The organism is Verrucomicrobium sp. BvORR106, from assembly GCF_000739655.1.
Classification (GTDB): domain Bacteria; phylum Verrucomicrobiota; class Verrucomicrobiia; order Verrucomicrobiales; family Verrucomicrobiaceae; genus Verrucomicrobium.
Genome location: NZ_BATR01000083.1, coordinates 1 through 16517 on the forward strand (window position 1 = coordinate 1; position 16517 = coordinate 16517).

Here is a 16517-nt window from a genome sequence, read left to right on the forward strand (position 1 = left end):
GACTCCGGGCTTTCAGCCCTCAGATCCTTCCCAAAAAGGAGGTCATCGGCCACGCCACTTTTTCCCTGATGGCATTGGACTTTAGTCGGCCGAAGCTCCTCAATCGCGCCCTGAGCCGACTGAAATCGGTGCTCCCACCCCGGTGCGGAGCGGAGGAGCGATCTCCCACCACCCACTGGTTTACCGAACTACTGAATTACCGAGTTACTAAAAGAGATCTCCTTGCGTGTCCCGAGTGGCAGACAGCGGCACGGGCAGCCCGAGCTTCTTGTACGCGCTGGGCATGGCCACGCGGCCGCGCGGGGTGCGTTTCACGTAGCCCTGCATGACCAGATAGGGCTCGTGCACGTCTTCCAGAGTGCTGGCGTCTTCGTGCACGGCCACGGCGATGGAGTTCAACCCCACGGGGCCGCCGGCAAACTTGTTGATGAGGGCATCGAGGATGCGCTTGTCCATCTCATCCAGCCCGTCCTCATCGATGTCCAGCATGGAGAGGGCGGCTGCGGCCACGGGGCCGTTCACGGCCTGGTTGGAGGCACGGACTTGGGCGTAGTCCCGCACCCAGCGGAGGAGGTGGTTGGCCACACGCGGAGTGCCGCGGGAGCGCTTGGCCACCTCGCGGGCCCCTTCGGGCCCCATGTCCACTTGGATGAGGCTGGCGGAGCGCAGCAGGATCTTTTGAAGCTCGTCCACCGTGTAGTAGTCCAGCCGGTTGGGGATGCCAAAGCGGCCGCGCATGGGCGCGGTGAGCATGCCGGCCCGGGTGGTGGCTCCCACCAGAGTGAAAGGGGGGAGGTCGATCCGGATGGTGCGCGCCTTCGGCCCCTGGTCGATGATGATATCCAGCCGGAAGTCCTCCATGGCCGGGTAGAGGTACTCCTCGATGCTGGGGTGCAGACGGTGGATCTCGTCGATGAAGAGGATGTCCCGCTCCTGGAGATTCGTCAGGATGCCGGCGAGGTCCCCGGCGCGCTCGATCTGCGGGCCGCTCGTGGAGTGGAGCTTGGAGCCCACCGCCGTGGCCACGATGTGGGCCAGTGTGGTCTTGCCCAGCCCGGGTGGGCCGCAGAGCAGCACGTGGTCCAGAGTGTCCCCGCGTTGCCGTGCCGCTTCCACCATCAGCACCAGTCGCTCTTTCACCCGTTCCTGCCCGGTGAACTCGGAAAAGTCCGGCGGACGCAGGGCCACGTCGTACGGGGTTTCCGGGGCCGTGGTCGTCTGGTCGTAGAAGGTCTGGCTCAAGCGGCGGGCGAGGTGATGGGACGGGGCTCGGGCACGGGACGTGCTGTCAGGTACAGGAATAGGGCAAAACCGGGCTAGTCGAAGGGCTGGTTCTGCGTGACGAAGACTTAACCGACAACCCTCGCATTTTCCACCATCAATAGTTTAAAGGAGCCTTCTGATTCCTGCATTTCCGGCTTGACGATGCGGGCTCTTCTAAGCGATATGCGAGTCTCTCTCAACATCCTCAAGGCAACCTCCCGTCTGGTATGACACTCAACAAGTTGATTCGATGCACGCACACCGCAGTTTTGGCGGGTGCTCTCTCCGCGATTCCGGCGTACGCGCAAGTTCCGGGGGCTGGTCCTAAGAAGCTGGTCAAGGAGGTGCAGATCATCTCGGTGGGAGGCGCCAAAATTGATTCCAACCGTATCATCGCCAACATGGCCACCCGCGAAGGGACCACCTTCGAAGAGGAAGCTGTGGATCGCGACATCAAAAACCTCTACACGACGGGTCTGGTTGAGAGCGTGGATATCTCCACGGTAGACGTCGGCGGCGGGGTGAAGGTGGTTGTCAAAGTGACCGGCCGCGGTGCGATCGGCGAGGTGTCCTTCGTGGGCAACTCCGAGATCGACAGCGAGAAGCTGCGCAAGTCCGTGGAAGTGAAGGTCAACGAACCCGTGGACGAAGCCAAGCTCTTCGCCGGGGTCACGAAGATCCGTGAGAGCTACGCCAAAAAGGGCTTCGCTGATGTGGGCGTGGAGTACAAGATCGAGTCGCTGCCCACCGCAGGCTTTGTGCGCGTGGTGTACACCATTGCTGAAGGCCAGCGCGGCCTCATCAATGACATCCGTTTTGAAGGTCTGACCGCGGTGAAGGAGAGCACGCTGCGCTCCAAGCTGACGCTGAAGGAAAAGCGTCCCTGGCACCTCTGGGGCAAGAGCGGCAAGCTCAACAACGACGGCCTGCAGGAAGACATCCGCATCGTCGAGCGCGCCGTGCAGGACGAAGGCTACGTTTATGCCAAGGTGGTGCAGGTGCGCCGCGAGCCCGTCAAGGATGACCGCGTGGACCTCGTCTTCGTCCTGGACGAAGGCAAGCAGTACAACGTTTCCGAAGTGGCGATCGAAGGCAACACCGTCTTCACCCATGACGAGCTGACCCCCGCCCTCACGATCGAGAGTGGTGCAGCCTACTCCGCCACGGACATCTCCAACGACGAGAAGATGCTCGGCGAGTACTACGGATCCCGTGGTTACGCTGACGCCCGCATCGACACCAGCGTGGTGCCTGCCGGTCCTTCCTCGGTGAAGATCCTGTACCGCATCGCGGAAGGGGAGAAGTCCTACATCAACAAGATCAACATCGAAGGCAACACCAAGACGAAGGACAACGTCATCCGTCGTGAGCTTGCCTTCGCCCCTGGTGAGGAGTTCAACACCGTCCGCATCGAGAAGAGCCGGAGCCGTCTGTCCAACATGGGCTACTTCAGCCAGGTGGACTTCCGCAACAACCCGACCGGCACTCCCGGCTACAAGGACATCGACGTCAGCGTGACGGAGCAGTCCACGGGTTCCATCAACGTCGGTGCTGGCTTCAGCTCCATCGACAGCCTGGTGGGCTTCTTCTCCCTGACCCAGACCAACTTTGACATCACCAACTGGCCCAACTTCACGGGCGGTGGCCAGCGCTTCAACCTGGACGTCCGTTACGGTGACAAGCGCCGTGACTTCAGCTTGAGCGTGGTGGAGCCCTGGTTCCTCGGCCAGCGTCTGTCACTCGGTGGGGAGCTCTTCTACCGCGACCTGTACTACCTCAGCGACGAGTATGACCAGCAGAACTACGGTGCTGCGATCAACCTGCGCAAGCCGCTGGGTGAGCACGCCTACGCTGAAGTGTCCTACACGATCCAGAACGTCACGATCGATAACATCGACGAAGATGCTTCCCAGGCGATCAAGGACGAAGAGGGCGAGTACCTTCAGAGCAAGCTCGACTTCACCCTGGTGCACGACACTCGTGACTCCGTGTACATCACCCGCAAGGGTCACAAAGTGAGCGGCGGAGCCCTGGTCTCCGGTGACTTCCTTGGTGGTGATGTCGGCGTGTACGGCCTCAGCCTGGAAGCTGCCCAGTACGTCAGCCTTCCCATGGACATGATCTTCAGCGTGGAAGGTGCAGTGCGCACGGTTGACACCCTTGGCGGTGGCGACGGTGGCGTGCCGATCTTTGAGCGTCTGTTCCTCGGTGGTGCCAACAACCTGCGCGGCTTCGACTACCGCGATGTGGGTCCCAAGGATGAGAACGGCGAGCCCCTGGGTGGCAAGACTTCCGCCTACGCGACCTTCGAACTCAGCTTCCCCATCATCGAGAAGGTCCGCGGTGCGGTCTTCTATGACGTGGGTGTCGTCAGCGGCGACAGCTACGACTGGGGTGGCGATGTGAACTCCGACGTGGGTGTCGGCCTCCGCCTCTTCTTCCTGCCTACCGGTCCCATCCGTCTTGACTTCGGTGTGCCTATGCAGGCTGACGAAGAGAACGACTCCGGCGGCAAGTTCAACTTCAACCTCGGCTACCGCTTCTAAGAAACACTTATCACTGATGAAGGGGCCGCTGACAAGGCGGCCCCTTTTGCTCTCCTGCCAACACCTTTGCTAGCTCGTAACATGAAATACCTCCGTATCATCGCCGTCATCTGTTCTCTCGCCGCCCTGGCTCCTGCCGCCGAAATCAAAATCGGTGTGGTAGACCTCAGCAAGGCTTTCGCTGAGTATTACAAGACCAAGGGCGCCCAGTCCCAGCTCAAGGAAAATGCCGACAAGGCCAAAGAGCAGCTGGCTGACCGCTTCGCCACGCTGAAGAAGCTTGCCGACGACATCGAGAAGATCAAAAAGGAAGCCCAGGACCCCGTCCTCAGCGAGTCCATCCGCGCCAAGAAGCGGGCTGAGTTCGAAAGCAAGGCCCAGGAAATCCGCTCCCTCGAGCGCGACATCAATGAGTTCCGCCAGCTCCGCGAGCAGCAGCTTCAGACCGAAGGCATGCAGCAGCGCAAGGGTCTCTATGAAGAGATCCTCAAGGTGGTGAATGACAAGGCCAAGGCTGACCAGTATGACCTCGTGTTCGACAAGAGCGGCATGGGCGCCATGGGCCTGCCTTTCCTCATCCACGCCAAAGAAGGCACCACGCAGGACTTCACCGCTGAGGTGATCGTCGAGCTCAACAAGGACGCCCCTGCGGGCGGCGCTGCCCCGGCTCCTGCTGCTGAAGAGAAGCCCACTCCGGCTCCTACCAAGTCCAGCACCAAGAAAAAGTAATTCCGCCTCTCCAGGCAGGAATTTTTCTCCGGTTCATTCGACTTCAGCCCTGCTTTGGACCCAAGTTCAAAGCAGGGTTTTTCTTTTCAGCTCGTCGTTTCCTCTAACCGTTTGCCATCTCTCCTCATGAACATCTTGCTCAAGGAACTCGCCGCGCTGCTCGAAGGCAACATCACCCAGGGGGATCCTGAGCTGCTTGTCACGGGGTTCAGCTCCATTCAGGAGGCAGAGCCGGGTGACATCACGTTTTTGGGCAATCCCCGGTACGCGCCGGCGCTGAAAAAATCCCGGGCCAGTGTCGTGCTCACGGGGGAGGATTTTCAAGATGTTCCGAAGTCGATGGCGGTCATTCGCGTGTCCAATCCCACCCTGCAGTTCTCCCTCGTCATTCAGAAGTTCAGCCCGCCCAAGCGCGAGTTCCAGCCGGGAGTCCACCCCACGGCGGTGATCGGCGAGACCGCGAAGCTCAATCGCGAGCGGGTGTACATTGGTCCCCACGTGGTAATTGAAGAGGACGTGGAAATTGGCGATGGCACCGCGATCCACGCTGGATCCTTTGTTGGTCAGGGAGCCCGGTTGGGGGAGGGATGCCTGCTGCACGCCCATGCGGTCGTGAAGGATCGCAGCATCCTCGGAAACCGCGTCATCATCCACAGCGGTGCCATGATCGGCACCGATGGCTTTGGGTACGAGTTTAGCGGTGGTCGCCACGTCAAGATCGACCAGATTGGCATCGTGCAGGTGGATGACGATGTGGAGATCGGTTCCTGCACCGTCGTTGACCGGGCGCGCTTCGGCCGCACGCGGATCGGGGAGGGGAGCAAGATTGACAACCTCGTCCAGATCGCGCACAACGCCTCTGTGGGGAAGCACTGCCTCATCGTCTCCCAGGTCGGCATTTCCGGGAGCAGCCGTCTGGGCAACTACGTCATCATGGCCGGACAGTCCGGGGTTGCCGGTCACCTCACGATTGGCGACAAGGTCACGGTGATGGGCAGAGGGGGCGTCACCAAGGACCTGCCGGAACCGGGGTCTTACATGGGATTCCCCGCCAGACCGCTCATGGAAGGTCGCCGCGCCATGGCCTATCCTGGACGCGTACCAAACATCCTTGACCGGCTGAAGGCCATGGAGAAGCGCGTGCAGGAGCTAGAGGGCAAGCTGGGCCCGCAGCAGGCCTAAGCTGCCAAACACACGGTCAGAGCTCTCTGCGAGAGCTCAGCACACCGCCGCGCCGTCCTGGAGCGGCGGTTCTTGTTTGCATAGGTGCCAATCAGGAGCCGTGCGGTGCTTGGGTAGGGGGATCGCCCCTTCGCCCTCAATGTCTGCTGCCGCGACATTCTGCCGCAGCTCAGCCTCCCCGGTGGTAAAGGGGCCGCGTGTGCTGTACCGCCACGCGCGACCGTCCCTAGTCAGGGATGTGGCACCTCCTGCACAGGGGATGGGGCTTTGCGCCTTTGGGTGAGAAAATGGATTGTCTCGCCGCTTACCTCTCCGCCCTTACTTTTTACCGTTTCCTGCATTAAACTCCCCCTATGACCCGATCTAACCAACCTCCTCAGCTGCCGCAATTCCCGCAGTTCCCCCAGATGAAGGTCAACTTCCGCACCATTGGGTTGGGCGCGGTGGGCCTGTTTGTGGGCATCGGCCTGCTCACCAGCTTTTACACCGTGCCTGCGGAGTCCGTGGGGGTGGTGCAGCGGTTCGGCCGCTATCTGGAGACTTCCGGGCCGGGATTGCGCTTCCGTATTCCCTTCGGCGTGGATCGCGTCACGGAGGTACCCGTCCAGCGCCAGCTCAAGATGGAGTTCGGCTTTTCAACGGGCTACACCACGAACGAGTACCAGAGCTCCCGCGAGTCTGACGCAGAGAAGAACATGGTTACGGGCGACCTGAACGCCGCCGAGGTGGAGTGGGTGGTGCAGTACGGCGTGACGGATGCGCGGGCTTATCTCTTCCATCTGCGCACCCCTGAGGCCACCCTTCGTGACGTGGCGGAAAGCGTGATGCGCGAGGTGGTGGGCGATCGCACCGTGGATGAGGTGCTCACCTTCGGTCGTGAGGATATCCAGACGGAGGTGCGCAAGCAACTGGTGACCGTGGTGGACCGCCTGGGCATGGGGCTGCGCGTGGAGCAGGTGCAGCTGACCAACGTGCGCCCCCCGCGCCCGGTACAGCGCTCGTTTGACGAAGTGAGCCGTGCCCAGCAGGAGCGGGAGCAGCTCATCAACCAGGCCAACGGCGAGTACAACAAGGTGGTGCCCCGGGCCCGGGGTGAAGCAGAGCAGAAGGTCAGCGAGGCCGAAGGTTATGCCGTGAAACGCGTGAACGAGGCCGAGGGTGATGTGGCCCGATTCAAGGCCCTGCTGACCCAATATGAAAAGGCCCCTGAAGTGACCCGCCAGCGCATCTACCTCGAAACCATGGCCGAGGTCATTCCAAAGTTGGGAGGCAAGATCATCCTGGATGACGCGGCCAAACAGTTCCTGCCCCTCATGCATCTCCAGCAGCCGCAACCTCAGGTGCAGGTGCCTTATCAGCAGACCGCCCCTCAGCGTCCGGCCACTCAGCCGGCGCGTTGATCCTGAAACCTCCGGCAGATTTTCATCCGTTTTGTCCCCGATCTTTTTCTCATGAAAGCTTCCATCTACATCCTGTCCCTGGCAGGTGCCGTGCTGCTCCTCTTTCTCTTCTCCATCAGCGCCTACAGCGTGGGTGAGACGGAGCAAATCATCATCACCCAGTTCGGCGAGCCCGTCGGCGGTGCCGTCAACAACCGGCTCGAGAAGAATGAGGCTGGCCTTCACTTCAAGGCGCCCTTCATTCAGCAGGTGCACCGTTTCGAGAAGCGCATCCTTGAATGGGATGGTCCTTCCGACTCCATGTCCACCCGTGAGAAGCTCACCGTCGTGGTGAATGCCTTTGCCCGCTGGCGCATCGCCGATCCCCTCCGCTACTACCAGAGCCTTCGTGACGAGCGCAGCGCGCTTTCCCGCATCACCGATATCGTCGGCAGCGCCACGCGCGGTGTCGTGGCCAAGCACGACCTCGTAGAGGTGGTTCGCAGCGACAAGACGCGCAAGGTCGAGGTGGAGAAACTCTCCGTGCAGGGCATCGCCGTGGTGACGCAGCTCCCCGCGATCCAGTACGGTCGCTCGGTCCTGGAGAAGGAAGTCCTGGCTGCCGCCGCGGAGAGCGCCAAGGCCTGGGGCATTGAGATCCTGGAGGTGCAGTTCAAGCGCATCAACTACAACCCGGCAGTGAGCGACAAGATCTATGACCGCATGACCTCTGAGCGCATGCAGATCGCCGAACGTTTCCGCTCCGAAGGCGAGGGCGAGGCCGCCAAGATCATTGGGCGCAAGGAGAAGGACCTCCGCGAGATCGAATCCAGCGCCTACCGCAAGGTTCAGGAAATTCAGGGTGAGGCCGATGCCAAAGCCACCGAGATCTACGCCCAGGCCTACAACACCAGCACCTCCGCCGCGCAGCTCTACCAGTTCGTCAAAACGCTGGAGACCTACAAAACTACCCTCGGCCGCGACAGCACCCTCATCCTCACCACCGACAGTGACTTCTTCAAATACCTGAAGTCCATGAACCCGGAAGGGAAGACGGAAGCGACGGCAACACCCGCGGTGAAGCCAGCGCAGGCCAAAGCGACGCCTGCACCTGTCGTGGTGCCTGCACCTGCCCCGGTGTCGACCCCTGCGCCTACGTCAGCGCCTGTGCCGGTGGCGCAGTGATTCGGTGAAACAGCTCCTGGTGGTCTTTGAACCACTGGGGGCAGTGGAGGAACGGACCGGAAGCCTGTTGTGTATTTCATGTAACCCTCGACGGTTTGCCTTGGTGAGCCCCGGAGCCGCGACGGCGCATTCACTATACCGATTGTAGGAATGCCACTTCAGAAGGGCCGAAGGTCCGGCGTGATACCAGCCTTGGGCAACGCCCAAGGAATCGATGACCAAACAACCCTTGAGGGCTGAAGGCCCGACCTCATCAAGCCTGCCCACGACGAGCATCCCGGAATGACGTCGGGCCTTCAGCCCTCAACATCTAAAACAAACGCCAACCTTGGGCGTTGCCCAAGGCTGGGTATCACTCCGGGCTTTCAGCCCTCAGCTCGTTCGCAAAAAGGAGATCATCGGCCTCGCCGCATTTTCCCTGATGGCATTCGCCTTCAGGCGCGACGGCTCAGTGACCAGGAGATCTATGAAGTGACACAGCCGTCCCGGCTGTGCGTGCTACCGGCGTCCCGCCGGTTTTGTCCGCCGCTCCCGTCGTTCCTGCTTCGACCTCTCCTGCGCTCAGAGGAAGCTGTCACCCATCTCACTCCAGCGTTGACCCAAGTGCAAAAGCGCAGATCCTCTCTGAGCCCGCCCGACGACCATGCACCCCCGCTATCAAGAGTGGATCCGTTATGTCTTTGACCATCCGGTCACCCAACCGGAATGGCATCTTGATTGCAATGCCCCTTCGTTTGAAGCCAACGAGACGGAGGAGGTTCAGTTGATTGAACTCACCTTCCGCAACGCCGCGCGGGATCTGGCGCCTTTTTCAAACGCACAGATCAATCAGGGCTTTTGGTTCCTGGCGTCACTCGCCTACTCTGAGCATCTGAATGCGCTGCGGAGCAACGAGGTTCCGCTCGAGCTGAGGCTGTCCGCGATCGATTCGATCAGCAGCTTGTATCGAGGTTGTTTCGCCAGCCGTTGTAGCCACACGTTGATTGTTTCGGACGACAAGCCTTCCTCTGATCTCAATCCCATTTGTTACATGTTTTGGGATGTGGCGACACTCTCCAATCTTGTAGGGAATCCAGATGAGGAGGCGTTGGCCAACGCTTGTTTTTCTGTCTTGGCTGAGACGCTACAGATTGACCATCCGGCATGTCAGGAAGCCGCCATCCACGGATACGGTGAGTTCTATTTCCAGTACCCTGAACGGGTCGCCGCAGCGATGGACGAGTTCCTGCAAACGGAGATTGCCGATCCTCGATTGCGAGCCTACGCCACCCACGCCCGGACGGGGGACATTATGTAGGTTTGGTACGCTATTTTCTGAATGCCCCGGCAATCTCGACCACCTCAGCCCTCCTCCTCGTCTCCAGCTTCATCGTGGGAGCTGATAGCGTGGCTGGTTGCTGGAGGCTTCTGCCTGTTGGGCCTTTGCCTGGGTGCACTCATGATGTATGTCGCCTGGGAGCATAACCCGCAGGGAGAATTCCACGACGATACGGGTGTTCACTGGCTTTACTGGCTCGGCATCGGATTCAGCTGGTTCGTTGCCGTCGCAGGTATTCCCTGTCTCATGGCCACTGCCGTTTCGTGCATCTTGTTTCTGAGCAGACGGCGATGAGCTGAGGTTGACGAGATGCTGGACTCGGCTCAGTGAAGCCAGCAGTTTTTTCTCCACTGTTGCCACAATCTTCCCACGTCCTCGCGCAATACCGCCTCCGGCTCCAGCGTTTTCATCTGCCAACAACCTTCCAGATGTTCCGCCGACTTCTATCGCGCCTTCTCAATCGTGATGCTTCATCACCCATGAACCCGGAGGCGGGTGGTGACGACTTCAAGTTGCCGCCGCAGTTTCCACGAGTCAGGGATGTCTATCAATTGACGAAGGAGTGGTGGGTCACTCTGCCCGGCGAGTTTGCCTTGCGATTTGAGGAGGGGGAGTTCGGAACGGACTTGGTTCTCTGGCGCAAGGGCATCACTTGCTGGACCACCGTGTACACCATGAAGGCTGGGGAAACGCCCGTGTCGACTTTAGAGTGGATCAGGCGGGATGCTCCGGAGGCGGCGGCAGTGGAGACTTTTCTCACCCCGGACTCGAATCCCATCCGGTACGCTTACCTGCTTCACGAGACAGAAGAGGATGCCCCGGAGCGCTGGGCTCTCTATAGCTTTGCGTTTGGGCAGAGTGGTCACATCATGATGGCGATCTACTTCGACGACAAGGACGACATCAATCTGGCCAAGCAGATCTGGACCAGTCTCGATGAGAGGGCGGCTTCCTGATGGGCTAGGCAGATTCCAGAAGCCATGTTGAGCCAACCCATCGTCACCATCGCCGATGCCTATTGGGCCTCTCATCTGGGGTGCTCAACGCACAGCCTGTTTGCTGCTCCGCTGAGTATCCAGATCCACAGTGATGAGCTGGCAGACTACTGGGGTGCCTTCGCTTTGTACCGGAATGGGGTGGCACCATTGCCCATATCTCGGTCATCACTCATCCGGACTTCAGAGGGCAGGGCCTCGGCCGCAGTGCGGTGGCGCATCTCGCCCAGCGCGCCATACTCAGTGGCCTGCTTCCGCAGTATCGCACCCTGGAGTCCAACGTGGGTTCCATTCGTCTTGCCGAAGCCCTCGGCTTCCAGCACTATGCGACGTCCATGGCGGTCCGGTTGAAGTGAAACGTTTGTTGATGCTTCTGAAATCGCAACCCCAGGCCTTGAAGCATGGCTCTTGACGTTTGGGGACCGCGATACCAACCTTTTTCCATGGCTGTTGACTCGTGGTGCCCTTTGGGCGCGGGGCTTTCTTTGCCTTTACCATGGTGCTTTCGAGTCTCCTGGGGGGTATGAAACTCTGAACATCTGGCAATCATGACGACAACTGGAGATCGCTTTGACCCATCTCGGGAGATTTCATCAGCGTTCATCGCCAGAGTTTGCGAATGGGTCAGCACGAGTGGCGAGGTGTTTGTGGTTCTCAGGTATCTTCGATCAAGTGGGCAGAGGGACTATTTGTTCTGTCGGTCTGAGACAGAGTTCCGTGACTTGGTGGAGACGCTCCCCGTCGGGACCGACACGGTCGTCTTCCAGCAACCGCAACTTCCCCTACGAGGACTCTGCACACCGTCGCTTATTGACCGTGCTCTCGCTGAGATTCCCGGGGGAGTCGAGTACTTGATTACACGTTTGAGATGTCCATCCTCCAATGCGAATGCCGATACGGGTTGGACGGGGGATTCCCATGCTGAACTCGTAGGTGACTTGAAGTGCTTGCTCGGTGAAGAGGTGGCTATCGGCGTGTGTCCATGCTTCAATGGGCCGGACAGCGAGACCATGGTCTCCGCATCGAAGGGATGGATTGACGGCCCTCGCTAGGTGCCCTCGTTGACTTTTATGCGCTTGCGGGGACCATTTTGACTTGAACTGACGATTGAGAGATAACGTTGGCCCGAATGGCGCATTGCGTATCCCGCTGTCCCCTCTCGAATGAAAACTCGCGAATTCTCCATGGAGCACCCCCGTGGCTTGCGCATTCATCGCAAGTTGGGTGAGTTCGAAGCCGCGCTGCTGAACGGCGTGGAACGGCATGACATGAAGACCGGGTATGTTTGGTACTACCTGAAAGACGAGGCAACCAATCCAGGCCGGTTGAATGTTGGGCTCTGCTTCTTCAATGGCACATTGAAAATCGTTTCACTGTCCGTCCGGGATGAGGATCTGGGAACAAGCTGGGACGACTTCTCTGAGGAAACGGAACATCTCAGAGCGGCGCGAACGGAGGCATGGCTGGCCGAGCATGGGTTCCCGACGGGCGAACATGCCTGGGGCAGCATTTGGGCTGGCTTCGATGCCAAGGGCGGTTATGGTAGTGCTGTTATCCGATACGACTGAAAATTATGAGATCGTGATGACTTCAATCGCATCCTGATATGGTTCCTCAGATGGAAACCTCACTGAATCTGGAAGAAGCAGAAGGAAAAGCCGGGGGGCGAGGGGCGATGTTCCTATGGCTTTTGGTATTGTTGCTGGTGTGGGCCAGCCCGTTTGCCTATATTGGGTGGCAAGTCCGTCAATCCTCAAAAGAGCTGGATGCCTTTGAGGAAGAATTTAGACGGCGGGTCAATCCAGATGAACTGCGGGCGTGGGTCATGACGCAACTCAAGCGGCACCCTCAAGGGGGAACTGTGACCCTCGGGAGATCTGACTGTCCGTCCAGCTTCCCATCACTGCGGCAACATGAACTATGGGTGTTTCTCTCCCGCCTTGAGGAGGCCCATCCACGTCCAGGGGTGCAGGGCGCGTCGCTTTTTTGGAACTATGGGTACTTGGGTATGAAAGTTTCGGTGTACCTGAATGAAGATGGAACTGCGGCAAACGTGGAGTTCATTCAGCCCTGGGCCAAGGGGGTCACTTTTGAGCGGATCTCCAAGTAAGGGGGCCTTTTCCGTGGGATCTATTGCTCAGCATCGGCTCCGGCAAAGTAGTGCAGAACTTTAGTTCGTCAGTCGAGCAGCCCCAGTCTCTCATTGCTGGTTGCGCTACCAAGGTGCAAATTGAATGGACGCTTTATACTTTGAAGTCATTAACGACGCGCAATCAATCTCCCTGAGATCCCGCAGATTCAAGATTCCCACCGCCAACCTTTCGTATTGATGCAACCCATCGAGTTCCACCATACCTCCGAAGAAGAAATTGAGAAACTCGCCTCAGCTTTTTGTGACCAGCACGGAGATGAAGCGAACGGCATCATTCCTGATGAAGAGTACGACAAGCTTTTTGATCACCTGGCTGCCACACTTCGTAAACATGCCACCTTCACCGAAAGCAGTCTGGATGCCGATGCAGCCTTCAGCGGCTACCGCTATGTGGATCAGATCCCTTGGATCACCATCGTTCCTCGGAAGGCGGCCGGTCCATCCGTAGCCTTGGCGGCAGCACTAGAGGCCGTCAGCGCTGCCCATCGTCCGTTGGCAGTTTCGTTCGACTTCGCTTCAGGGGCGTTGCTTGTACTGCCGCCCAATCGCGTTTACACGACCTTCGCCGCCTCTATACTTGCTCCGATAGTTGAAAGTAGTTCCCAACCATCGCACTCATGACGCTCACCAAACTCCAATTGCGGTCGCTGAAAGTCTATTTGGGCTGGCACACTCAGCCACCCACTTTCTGGGTTCTTGCGCGATCAAGCCTTCGATCTTGGTTGGCATTGGCCGTCGTCGCGGGGCTGGGGTATCTGGTCGTCGAATCGGCCTATCCAGAGGCGGGTTGGTTGGTCATTGGCATCATGGGTGGAGCATTCTTGCGCGACATCGGGCGGTATCGAGTTTTGCTAAAGGTGTGGCCAGCTCACGACGAAGTTACGGATTGGGAGCGCGTGAAAGCGGTGATCGAGGAACAGGCCGGAACAACGAAGAACCAGGGCTAGCCAGCAGCGCTGGGATTCGAATGTTTGGGCAGGCTGACTCCAACCGGTGCGATTGGACTCAACTACGTGGAGCGATCTCCTGACTAGCAATAGATCCCCGATGAACTCACCGCAGACACGGCTCGAAAGCGCCCTTCGCGAAGCTGAACCTGCTCGAGCAGTATTGGCCTTGGCGCGCTGTTTTCGTGATGAAGGGATGAGTCAGCTCGAACTTTGTCGCTTGTACGACTCGTTTCGTGCCCTTCATGAAAACGACAAGGATGAAAGGCTGTATGATGCCATACTGGATACGATGGATTGCATCTCTGGATGGTGCAGTCCCGGCAATCGCCTCTATGAGACGGACCTATCGGCTGGCGAATTTTGAAAGGGAGACGCCTGGCGCTGCCGCCCATCTGTCCGCTAATATGCTGTTTGAAAACTAATGACCCGCCTTTGCATCATCGCCGACACCCACGGCAAGCACAGGGATTTGACCATCCCTGAGTGCGACTTGCTGATTCATTGCGGCGACTTCTGCAACATCGGACAGCAAGAACAGGAGACGTTCGAAGACGTTGACGCCTGGTTTGCTGAGATTCCCGCTGGTCAGATCATTTGTATCGGTGGGAATCACGATGCCCTGCTGCAAAACCGGGAGTTTCGCTTTTCTCAAGCCATCTACCTTGAAGATGGAGGCACTGAAGTGAGAGGGCTGAAGGTCTATGGATCACCCTGGTGTCCCGACCTCGCAGGATTTGCATTTTATGCTAAAGAGCAGGACTTGATGACGAGATGGAGTCAGATCCCTGAAGGCATCGACATCTTGGTGACGCACACGCCCCCATTTGGTGTATTGGACGTGGCCAGTTCAGGAGATGTCCATCTGGGCTGTCCGCACTTGCGGAGGGAGTTGGATCGCATTCGTCCTCAAGTCCATGCTTTCGGCCACGTGCACGCCAGCAGCGGCGTTTTGACGGAAGGCGGGATCCATTTTGTGAATGCTGCCGTGGTAGGTGGTCCTGCCGGTGAGGTTAGGAACAAGCCGGTGAGTATCGATGTCGTGTGAGGGAGGATGGTGTAGGCGAAATCTTCGCACATTGCGTTAGAGGTGAATCAAATCGGAGCGTGGCCTGAACAATTCCATATTCGAACCAATGTCCCCAGGACATGGCTGCTTGTCACCTCTGTTCCATCTTGCTAGGGTGGTGGGGAAATTGTTGTGACCCAACCGTGCAACGACCAACATCATGAAAATCCCCTTCCTCGCCCTCTCTCTCTGTACGCTGCTTTATGCCTCCTCCGCCGCCGCGCAGCAGATCGACACGCAACGATACATTGAAGTGGACGCCGTCGCCAACATCGCCGCAGATGTGGACCGGGCTTCCTGGCAGATCAAGGTCAGGGGTGAGGCCGCTTCGCTGGCCGAGGCATCGAAGGGGCTCGATGCCGCCACCGCCTCGCTTCGCGACCGGCTCGCGAAAAATGGTTTCAAGGAAAATGCCCTGCGCCTCAGCGGTATTGCTTCAGGAAAAGCCTATGATACCGCTCGCGAAGGGCGGGTCTTCAAAGGGTATTACGCGGAGCGTGCCGCGATTGTGGAGATCGCCGATCTATCCCGTCGGCAGGCGCTGGAGACGGCGCTGCTCGAAGATGATCATATTGAAATCGTGAAAGTGGAACTGCGCACCTCACAACACGAAGAGCTCAGAAAGCAGGCCTTGCTCGCTGCGGTGAACGCTGCCAGAGAGAAGGCTGACGCTTTGGCAAAAGAGGCCGGGGTGCAGCTTGGCACATTGCTGACATTGCGGGAAGGGGCAGTCAACAATGGCTGGGGGACGCTTACCGAGAACCGGATTGTGCAGCCCTTCTTCGGTCAAAACAACGCGGCGGAGTTTGAGAAGCTGGAGTATTCCGCGACCGTTACCGTGAAGTACGAGCTCAAATAACCTGCGAGCCTTTTCGGGCCACCATCGGTGGGGAGAGCTTCCGCAAGTTGTCAAAGTGGTCGCCCTCTTCATCACCCTTAGCTAACTTCGCTCAATACCCTGATGAGCATTCTTCGTGAGATCTTCCTGTTGCTGAGGAACACCCTGCTGGTGACGGCGCTGGCGTACTTTGGCCTCACGATGGGATCTGCGATTGGCGTGCCGTCGGGGTTGCTGGGCCTCTGCTTTGTTCCTGCAGCCTTGCTGTTTCACTGGCTGTCATCGGATGCTCGTCCTCAGTGGCGGGAGACACTGGGATTTGTTGGCATTTTCACAGTCTTGCTCACGATGCTTGGCGTGACTCTTCCGTTGGTGCCTGAACCTTATCGTGATGCCGTTTTTCTTTTGTTGGTCCTGGTGTTTCCCATCGACAATGTGGTTCGAAGACTTGGAAACGCGTTTCAGGGACGCTCGTTAAATACGACGCACAGAGGTCAGACTGGGAGGTGATTCTCTCGGCATTCCCATCACTTTCCGCTACATGAGCTACCCCGTTCCCACCCATAGCACTCCGTTAGGATGCCTCGTCGGTTTCGTGGCCCTTTTCCCGGCGGTGATCTCGGTACTCGGGTGGTATGGGCTGTATCTGTGGTCTCAATTGCCGACCAAGGCACAGGTCATCGACAAGAACTTCTGGGCTCTTCTCGCGGCCGCTGTCTTGGGGCCTCCCCTCGCGGTCATCCTCATGAAAGTCGCAAAACGCATCCTGAAGGCGACAGATTTTCGTGGGTACAATCCCAGCGATTCGCGTGAGCCGACGATCAAGTTTTGAAGGTTGTGTTGAGTCGTGACGATTTTCGGACAGACGATAATATCCGGCACATAGATTTGATGTCTCCGATCCACCTGGAAAT

Annotated in this window: 17 protein-coding genes; 16 read left to right on the top strand and 1 reads right to left on the bottom strand. The window is 58.6% G+C overall.

Annotated features, from left to right (window positions below):
* Positions 1–207: 207 nt before the first annotated feature.
* The gene (gene ruvB / locus BV106_RS12525; RefSeq protein WP_038165091.1) at positions 208–1242 is read right to left on the bottom strand and encodes a Holliday junction branch migration DNA helicase RuvB; all 1035 of its coding nucleotides are present in this window, start codon (positions 1240–1242) and stop codon (positions 208–210) included.
* A 248-nt stretch (positions 1243–1490) separates the two neighbouring features.
* Between ruvB and bamA the strand changes: the two genes are divergently transcribed.
* From bamA to BV106_RS12615, 16 genes are all read left to right on the top strand, one after another.
* Positions 1491–3809, top strand: coding sequence for an outer membrane protein assembly factor BamA (bamA, locus tag BV106_RS12530; protein ID WP_038165094.1), 2319 nt, complete (start codon positions 1491–1493; stop codon positions 3807–3809).
* 81 nt (positions 3810–3890) lie between these two features.
* Positions 3891–4538, top strand: coding sequence for an OmpH family outer membrane protein (locus BV106_RS12535; RefSeq protein ID WP_038165097.1), 648 nt, complete (start codon positions 3891–3893; stop codon positions 4536–4538).
* Positions 4539–4664: 126 nt separating this feature from the next.
* Positions 4665–5720 (top strand): UDP-3-O-(3-hydroxymyristoyl)glucosamine N-acyltransferase, encoded by a 1056-nt coding sequence (gene lpxD, locus BV106_RS12540; protein ID WP_038165100.1) that lies wholly within the window; start codon positions 4665–4667, stop codon positions 5718–5720.
* 353 nt (positions 5721–6073) lie between these two features.
* A complete protein-coding gene (gene hflK / locus BV106_RS12545; protein WP_038165103.1) occupies positions 6074–7120 on the top strand; it encodes an FtsH protease activity modulator HflK in 1047 nt (348 codons plus the stop codon).
* Positions 7121–7171: 51 nt separating this feature from the next.
* The gene (gene hflC / locus BV106_RS12550; RefSeq protein WP_038165105.1) at positions 7172–8284 is read left to right on the top strand and encodes a protease modulator HflC; all 1113 of its coding nucleotides are present in this window, start codon (positions 7172–7174) and stop codon (positions 8282–8284) included.
* 643 nt (positions 8285–8927) lie between these two features.
* On the top strand, positions 8928–9581 hold the full coding sequence (locus tag BV106_RS12555; RefSeq protein WP_038165109.1) for a hypothetical protein: 654 nt from the start codon (positions 8928–8930) through the stop codon (positions 9579–9581).
* Between the two features lie 500 nt (positions 9582–10081).
* Complete coding sequence (locus BV106_RS12560) at positions 10082–10558, top strand: hypothetical protein (RefSeq protein ID WP_038165111.1); 477 nt, start codon at positions 10082–10084, stop codon at positions 10556–10558.
* Positions 10559–10755: 197 nt separating this feature from the next.
* Positions 10756–10953 carry a GNAT family N-acetyltransferase gene (locus BV106_RS38440; RefSeq protein ID WP_265595631.1) on the top strand — a complete coding sequence of 66 codons (198 nt, stop codon included), beginning with the start codon at positions 10756–10758 and terminating at the stop codon, positions 10951–10953.
* 807 nt (positions 10954–11760) lie between these two features.
* Entirely contained in the window at positions 11761–12165 is a 405-nt protein-coding gene (locus tag BV106_RS12580) for a hypothetical protein (RefSeq protein WP_038165120.1), read from the top strand.
* A gap of 50 nt (positions 12166–12215) precedes the next feature.
* A complete protein-coding gene (locus tag BV106_RS12585) occupies positions 12216–12707 on the top strand; it encodes a hypothetical protein (RefSeq protein ID WP_265595626.1) in 492 nt (163 codons plus the stop codon).
* A gap of 219 nt (positions 12708–12926) precedes the next feature.
* Complete coding sequence (locus BV106_RS12590) at positions 12927–13370, top strand: hypothetical protein (RefSeq protein ID WP_038165125.1); 444 nt, start codon at positions 12927–12929, stop codon at positions 13368–13370.
* Positions 13367–13696, top strand: a complete 330-nt coding sequence (locus BV106_RS12595; RefSeq protein ID WP_038165127.1) for a hypothetical protein — start codon at positions 13367–13369, stop codon at positions 13694–13696. The genes BV106_RS12590 and BV106_RS12595 overlap by 4 nt, the downstream gene beginning before the upstream one ends.
* 424 nt (positions 13697–14120) lie before the next feature.
* Entirely contained in the window at positions 14121–14744 is a 624-nt protein-coding gene (locus BV106_RS12600) for a metallophosphatase domain-containing protein (protein ID WP_038165129.1), read from the top strand.
* 181 nt (positions 14745–14925) lie between these two features.
* Complete coding sequence (locus tag BV106_RS12605) at positions 14926–15624, top strand: SIMPL domain-containing protein (RefSeq protein ID WP_038165131.1); 699 nt, start codon at positions 14926–14928, stop codon at positions 15622–15624.
* Positions 15625–15726: 102 nt separating this feature from the next.
* Positions 15727–16113 (top strand): hypothetical protein, encoded by a 387-nt coding sequence (locus BV106_RS12610; RefSeq protein WP_038165132.1) that lies wholly within the window; start codon positions 15727–15729, stop codon positions 16111–16113.
* 31 nt (positions 16114–16144) lie between these two features.
* Positions 16145–16435 (top strand): hypothetical protein, encoded by a 291-nt coding sequence (locus BV106_RS12615; protein WP_038165135.1) that lies wholly within the window; start codon positions 16145–16147, stop codon positions 16433–16435.
* The last annotated feature ends 82 nt before the right edge of the window (positions 16436–16517 follow it).

What these genes read in the sequence shown, in the direction of transcription:
- BV106_RS12585 (WP_265595626.1), top strand. Translation starts at nt 12,216, where the DNA reads ATGGAAACCTCACTGAATCTGGAAGAAGCAGAAGGAAAAGCCGGGGGG.
- bamA (WP_038165094.1), top strand. Translation starts at nt 1,491, where the DNA reads ATGACACTCAACAAGTTGATTCGATGCACGCACACCGCAGTTTTGGCG.
- lpxD (WP_038165100.1), top strand. Translation starts at nt 4,665, where the DNA reads ATGAACATCTTGCTCAAGGAACTCGCCGCGCTGCTCGAAGGCAACATC.
- hflC (WP_038165105.1), top strand. Translation starts at nt 7,172, where the DNA reads ATGAAAGCTTCCATCTACATCCTGTCCCTGGCAGGTGCCGTGCTGCTC.
- BV106_RS12595 (WP_038165127.1), top strand. Translation starts at nt 13,367, where the DNA reads ATGACGCTCACCAAACTCCAATTGCGGTCGCTGAAAGTCTATTTGGGC.
- BV106_RS12600 (WP_038165129.1), top strand. Translation starts at nt 14,121, where the DNA reads ATGACCCGCCTTTGCATCATCGCCGACACCCACGGCAAGCACAGGGAT.
- hflK (WP_038165103.1), top strand. Translation starts at nt 6,074, where the DNA reads ATGACCCGATCTAACCAACCTCCTCAGCTGCCGCAATTCCCGCAGTTC.
- BV106_RS12555 (WP_038165109.1), top strand. Translation starts at nt 8,928, where the DNA reads ATGCACCCCCGCTATCAAGAGTGGATCCGTTATGTCTTTGACCATCCG.
- BV106_RS12605 (WP_038165131.1), top strand. Translation starts at nt 14,926, where the DNA reads ATGAAAATCCCCTTCCTCGCCCTCTCTCTCTGTACGCTGCTTTATGCC.
- BV106_RS12560 (WP_038165111.1), top strand. Translation starts at nt 10,082, where the DNA reads ATGAACCCGGAGGCGGGTGGTGACGACTTCAAGTTGCCGCCGCAGTTT.
- BV106_RS12615 (WP_038165135.1), top strand. Translation starts at nt 16,145, where the DNA reads ATGAGCTACCCCGTTCCCACCCATAGCACTCCGTTAGGATGCCTCGTC.
- BV106_RS12590 (WP_038165125.1), top strand. Translation starts at nt 12,927, where the DNA reads ATGCAACCCATCGAGTTCCACCATACCTCCGAAGAAGAAATTGAGAAA.
- BV106_RS12535 (WP_038165097.1), top strand. Translation starts at nt 3,891, where the DNA reads ATGAAATACCTCCGTATCATCGCCGTCATCTGTTCTCTCGCCGCCCTG.
- BV106_RS12580 (WP_038165120.1), top strand. Translation starts at nt 11,761, where the DNA reads ATGAAAACTCGCGAATTCTCCATGGAGCACCCCCGTGGCTTGCGCATT.
- BV106_RS12610 (WP_038165132.1), top strand. Translation starts at nt 15,727, where the DNA reads ATGAGCATTCTTCGTGAGATCTTCCTGTTGCTGAGGAACACCCTGCTG.